The sequence below is a fragment of the Duncaniella muricolitica genome (genome assembly GCF_910574735.1).
GTDB lineage: Bacteria > Bacteroidota > Bacteroidia > Bacteroidales > Muribaculaceae > Duncaniella > Duncaniella muricolitica.
Genome location: NZ_CAJTCF010000052.1, coordinates 22,762 through 28,761, shown reverse-complemented (window position 1 = coordinate 28,761; position 6,000 = coordinate 22,762). Strand labels below are relative to the sequence as shown.

Sequence of the window (6,000 nt, the reverse complement as noted above, 5' to 3'; positions counted from 1 at the left end):
CCGATTTTCGCTGTTTTTTTAGTGTATGCCCGGTTTTCAACTTCCTGAGAATCGAATATACGAACTAATCTCGAAAAATTCCAGATTATTCTAAAATATTCAATTCTCAGAGGCTTTAATCAGAGGAGTTCTGCAACACCCTCGGTGGATATATACCTCTTTATGCATGGCCGCATCCGCCTGTGCTCCGGCCTTCAGACGCCGCACGTGGACGCAGACGCTCGGATAACTGACCGAGTATCCCTTGGACAGCAGAAGCGAGTGCATGTTGCGACAGTTCCACTGGAGCTTGCGCTGACCTGTGGCCCTGCGCACTTTGTTTTGTTCCAGACACTGTCTGAGCAGTTCGAGCATCGGTCCGCTGACAACACGGTAGGGCCTTGCAGGAGTCCTGAACGCAGGCTTACGTCCCTCCAGACGCTCCAGAGCACCCATGTCACAGTTGCCCTCCGCGTCAAGACACTCACGCTCATACTCGCAGACAATCTTGTCAACCGTATGGCGGCTCATGCTCATCTCACGTGAAATCTGTCGTTTTGACTGCTGTTGCACACGGTAGCGGTGCAACACTTCATTTCTTTCAACCATAGTCTTCATTTTTGTGGGCATTGTTCTCTTATAAAATATAGAATTATAAGAAATATACCCGGGTGAAAATTCCTCTATGGTGGCGCATTTTTAAGCTATTACTTGTGGCGCATTTTTCAGTTAGAATTTACAGATGAGAGCCATATATAGAATGGCGCTCTCGTCCCAGCCTTCTTTCATCCGCGCGAGATGCGTGTTGCCTATCGCTACCGACACCGCCACCAGCATTGCCGCCGCCACATAATCGACAGGAAATCCATAGCAGTCGTTCACCTCCCTGATGATATGTTGTATTTTGGAGGGATAGAGGCTAATGGGAAAACCGCCGCCTGTGATTGCGGTGCAATGGTCAATGGCCTTGTCGAGCACGAGCTGAGGAGTAATCTTATCGCTCATAGGCTAACGGCTCAAACAGTTTCGTCCGCCTGGGCGCAGACCTTTGTTCATCTCGGCAACCATTTCATCATACTTCTCCTGCTGAGATTTAGGCTTGCCGGATGCCATGTATTCGAGAAGCTCGCTCTTAATGAACCTCCACGACTTGCCGCCGGGATTCTTGTATGCCGGTATGATTCCGGCGCGAGCCTTTTCATAGAGAGTGTTCTTGCACTCTCCGAGTAGTTGACAGGCCTCCTTTGTGGTGATGAAAGGAGATCTGTCTTTTGATGGTGGAGCAAGCGCGTTGCGCAGCTCCCGTAGCTCATCTTGCAAGGCTGAGACTCGCTCGATGAGATAGACAACCGCTTCGGGCAGTCTGTCGAAAGTCACGGGTGTTGTGAACATGATGCAACCGAAACCTTAGGAAACCGTCATGCCAACGCGGCACGTCCGGGCTAAGATTTCGGTTGCAAATGTATAAGGAGAAAAAACAGAGAACAATGAGGTCTAATCCCTCTCAAAACGTTCTCCAAAACGTCTCCAAAGCCTCTCCTACTGGAGATATATGATTCTCCAATAGGAGATTGAAGTTTTATCCGGTAATAAGGTCGCCACAGTCGAGATTTCTTGAATCCTTACCACGTTCCATAGAGCGTTGAACGAACTCTGCCCACTCTTCGTCATTCATAGGCTCATCGTTGTCATTATCCATATCTCTATCCTCATCGTAGTCGTTAAGATCATCGTAATCGTCGCGTTCTTCATCTGCTGGTTCTTGGGCTTCCTCTGATTCGGCATATTTCGATTTTTCTTCGGTAGAGATTGGTGGATCGGGTTTATAAGATATGGGAGCAGCCGTTTTAGGGATTGTTTCCTTAACGACCTTTTCAGTGGCAGGCTCAATATTTGATGCTTCTGTATTTGCGGAAGTGGTTGTATCCTCCTCGATATTATAATCCGCTATTGTTAGACCTTTGTCAAAACGTTCCTCAATTTTGATTACGCCTTGAAGAGGATTTTGCTTGAGCTTCTTTGGTAGTTGATTATCTGAAAGACCATCAAGGTGGTAATGGAACGTGGTCTTTAAAAAATGGTTAATAAAATTATTAGGTTTGCCAAATAGTCTTCCCATGTTCCAGCCAAAATGCAATAATGCCCACTTCTCTATCGGTGATGCGACCTCGATTTTTGCAGCCGGTATATTAGCCTCGATTTCCTCCGGAGTACGTGAATCCCAGTTTGGAGACGATGCTCTTTGAAACAATCCCAAACGGAAAAACAGCTTTTCCAAATCACAAGGTTTGACATATGGACCTAGTTTCTCGGCGGTGTATTCGCAGGCAAACCGATATTTGGCGTCTTCCTGCGACTGTACCAGAGATGCGGCTGATTCCTTCATGTCATTTATGTTGAAGGATACGACTCCGGTCTCATCATGTTTCTTTAATGATGCTTCCGGCGGGATTGCCGTTTCTTGCCGCAATTTAGTTACAACATTAAGCATCATATCCTCAAAATCACCACGAGATAAGGGCCTTTCTTTGGCCTGTGGAGTGGATGAATTGATGTCAATAACCGGTTGCGATACAGGAATCTGCTGTGCAATCTTCGCTTCCTTTTCTTCTGTTTCGCCGATTAGCGGCATATCTTTGCCTGAAAGAAATTCGACGAGCAAAGCATATGGTGCAAGTCCGGCGACAATGACAATTAAAAAGAAAACGTTAGCATTGAACTCTGATTCTCCTTTTGATAAAATAGAGTGGCGGATGGTCAGTGCTGAAAAAATATCAACAGCAATCACCAGCACAAGCAACCATGGATGATGGCCTTTGAATAGGTCTTTCATTCGCGTAATTGTTTAATCGTATAGCCTTAAAAATGATGAGTTATGCAAACAAGGTTAAAACACGGTAATACTTTCGATTGTTTCGATTGTTCATTCTCTGAAAATTGAATCAGCATTGTTGGTTGTAGATATGCTTGATTCGTTGTACCTTTGCACTCAAAAATAACATAATGGCGACATCAGCTCAAAAGAAAATAATTACGTTCTCTCTGAGAGTAGATCTCATAGAACGTCTTAAAGATATGGCTAAACAAGAGCATTGTAGCCTTGACAATTTGGTTGAGAGCATATTGTTTGAAGCTGCTTATAATGAGCCTAATGAGATAACAAAGGCCGCTCTTGAGGACGCTATTAGTGGAAAATTGAGGACTAAACCTCCCATTGATACATCATCTGTAGAGGCTATGTTTAAGTCAATCGATTAGACACTATAATAGCAATATAATTATAGACCGAGACAATGCTGATGAGGCAATTATCTCGGTCTATCTTATTATTATTTCAGAGAGATGGCGTTGGATGCCTCGCGTTTTTTCTCGCTTACGACATCGGCGTACAATCGTGCGTCAAGGGTGTAACTTTAACTATATTTTAACATTTGAAGCGCAGTCTATACCTGATGTCGGCTTATTTGAGGTGGGCGATTACTCTGTAAAGTGGGGTACGGACACCGTTGGCAAGCGTTGGCTTTTCCCTTTTGGTCTGCACTTTGTAGAGTGTTTCAAGGTCGGTTATCTTGCCTTTCTTGCCATGTCCGAATTTCTCAAACACCACATTCATCGTGGCTCTCATCTCTGCGGAGGAATACAGTCTATCTCCGACCGGAAAACGAGCCTGCATCTCCGCTATCAGACGTTCTTGATTGCGACGGAGTTTGATTTCCTCTCTGATGCTTTTCTCTTTGTAGCCAAGAGCCTTAATCCTCATCTCGCCCAATTCCTCAAAATACATTGATAATTCAGGATATTTTTGCGCCAACGTTTGTGCCGCGAGGTCAAACTTCGCACGATTAGACTTGTAGTCGCAGTAGCGTTTCATGCGTTCTGCAAACGGCTCATCCTGCATCACGTGTGCCAACTGTTCCTCATACTCCAGATACCGTTGATTGCCTGATATGTCAAAATTGTTTTCCTGCAACTGATTACGCACCACGATACCGTTTTCATAGTTATACTTCTGCAAATCAAACGCATATCTTTCTCCAAGATACGCTATTTGATTGAAGATGAATCTGTCTGTAGCTTCATCGTACATAGTGAACGATTCATCGAATTTCAGCATCTTCTGCAACCGCGTAGTGTCTCTGATTCGTTTTTGACGCAACGTGCCACTTGAAGCGTTGTTGCTCTCTATCTCTGCTTCTGTCAACTGCTTTTTCTCTGCCAATTCACGTTCAAATTCCTCTTTCGATTTCTCGCAAGCCCCTACATTATAAATAAACAGCAGATACCTGCGAAACGGATTCTCTGCCAATCTCTGCCGTCCGGCTATCTGCACAAGGTCAGTGGCTATGTCTATTGTAGTGTTGACCCTCTTGTTGTCGCTTATAACAAACGTGGTGGCGTTGGTGGAATAGAAGTCGCATCCTGCAAATGCCGTGGACGTGCAGAACGTGAACATTTTGTGTGGCTCTCCCTTTAATGGAATACGTCCTCGTTCAAAACCGCCGTCCAATTTCGCTATCTTCGTGTCGTTGTCGCTGGAATTTCCAACGATTATATTCACTTCATCAGGGTTTAGTTTGGTGTGGTCTATCAGCTTCACTATATTGTCCACGCTGTTAAGGAATATTACGCACTCCTTTGACAACAGCACTTTTCCATTATCCTTAATCCGTGGGAAAGCACCTCTCTTAAAGGAGTTGATTATCTCTATGGCTGAATCTATCGGTCGTTTTGACCGTAACCTTATCACCTTGACTTTCTCCACGTCTTGCCAATGCATTACATAATACGGAATATCCTTGAACTCGTCTATCTGTTCAAGATACGTGTCAATGATAGGCGTTGCCGAGAGGTAGGTAACATAGTCAAATGATTGCAACTGCGCCAACAGCCGCATCTCCACCTCTGACTTAAAAGTGCCGTCTGACAGCAGATATTGAAACTCGTCTGCCACAACTCGCCACTCGGACGGCTCTGCGATGCACCTTGCGACTTTCGGAAGTGAATCATACGACACCAATATTTTGGGGCAGTCGGCAGTGGCGATATATTCTCTTATGGCATCTTCACGGAAGCGGTCAATAACAAGGAGCGTGTCAGGATATTGTTCGTGCTTGTTTATCAGCAGATTGTTTCTCGGACTGCATATTATTGTCTTGTGTCTATCTTCAAGAGCAAGTGTTGTCGCTCCACAATTCGGAATCCCCTTATTAAGAATGCCGTTGGGAAGCTCAAAATCTTCAATTTGGCTCAGATACTCAATGCCTTTCGGCACTTCGATTGGTGTTTTGTTCATGTCTTTACATCGTTTGAATTTTTTAGAAGTCACATCTTGTTTGTCTGTGTCCACGTTTTAACGTGAAAAATCTGATTATTTTAGGAACTCAGGAAGAAATTTTGGACATTCTCGACCAAAATAAAACCGAAACGGCGAAATTCCGGCTTTATTCCGATGTCAAACATGAGTTGGATATATGATAAGCAATGCGGATTCAAAGAGGTGTAGGAGATTTGATTCCGAATCACTGATATGCAAATTTAGTCAACTTTCCGCTGGCTTCCAAATAAATATCGCACATCCATAGGAAACGCTACTTCGCATAGCGTTGAAGTCTGATTTTTCTATTCCGGGACATACATAAGAAACGGCACTACTCCACAAATGACAAAAACGCCATTTGCAACTCCAATAAATAATCCAATTCTAATCGAGATATATAGCGGTCTGCAATACGACCGTGAATCCGGCAAAAATCCAAATATAAAATACGTCAGGTCAAAACGCGCCAATTTATGACTGCCTATAAATGCTGAAATAGCGACAGCAAAAGGTGTACACTGCAAAATCTCCCACAGCCGATAGAAATACACCTCCTGAAAAATTCGGACAGTCGCTTAAATGCGTGTTGACCTCTATTTAACCTCCCCCTCTCCATGCCGGAAAGAAAAAAGAAAGGCAGACCTGAAAACGTGGTGGAAAAGAAATTAACCTATCCAATTATATATCCGGCGATAATACTCTGA

At 44.1% G+C, this 6,000-nt stretch carries 6 protein-coding genes; 1 reads left to right on the top strand and 5 read right to left on the bottom strand.

The features are described 5' to 3' along the window. Window positions 1-99: 99 nt before the first annotated feature. From QGT73_RS11775 to QGT73_RS11760, 4 genes are all read right to left on the bottom strand, one after another. On the bottom strand, window positions 100-588 hold the full coding sequence (locus QGT73_RS11775; protein WP_280122515.1) for a helix-turn-helix domain-containing protein: 489 nt from the start codon (window positions 586-588) through the stop codon (window positions 100-102). A gap of 120 nt (window positions 589-708) precedes the next feature. Continuing rightward, window positions 709-984 carry a hypothetical protein gene (locus tag QGT73_RS11770; protein ID WP_280122514.1) on the bottom strand — a complete coding sequence of 92 codons (276 nt, stop codon included), beginning with the start codon at window positions 982-984 and terminating at the stop codon, window positions 709-711. Between the two features lie 3 nt (window positions 985-987). After that, window positions 988-1,371 carry a helix-turn-helix domain-containing protein gene (locus QGT73_RS11765; RefSeq protein ID WP_280122513.1) on the bottom strand — a complete coding sequence of 128 codons (384 nt, stop codon included), beginning with the start codon at window positions 1,369-1,371 and terminating at the stop codon, window positions 988-990. Window positions 1,372-1,558: 187 nt separating this feature from the next. Next, the gene (locus tag QGT73_RS11760; RefSeq protein WP_280122512.1) at window positions 1,559-2,812 is read right to left on the bottom strand and encodes a hypothetical protein; all 1,254 of its coding nucleotides are present in this window, start codon (window positions 2,810-2,812) and stop codon (window positions 1,559-1,561) included. A gap of 170 nt (window positions 2,813-2,982) precedes the next feature. On the opposite strand from QGT73_RS11760, the gene QGT73_RS11755 reads away from it, so the two are divergent. Next, window positions 2,983-3,237, top strand: a complete 255-nt coding sequence (locus tag QGT73_RS11755; RefSeq protein ID WP_280122511.1) for a toxin-antitoxin system protein — start codon at window positions 2,983-2,985, stop codon at window positions 3,235-3,237. 202 nt (window positions 3,238-3,439) lie between these two features. Here the strand turns inward: QGT73_RS11755 and QGT73_RS11750 are convergent, their stop codons facing one another. Beyond that, window positions 3,440-5,272, bottom strand: a complete 1,833-nt coding sequence (locus tag QGT73_RS11750; protein WP_280122510.1) for a hypothetical protein — start codon at window positions 5,270-5,272, stop codon at window positions 3,440-3,442. Window positions 5,273-6,000: the final 728 nt, after the last annotated feature.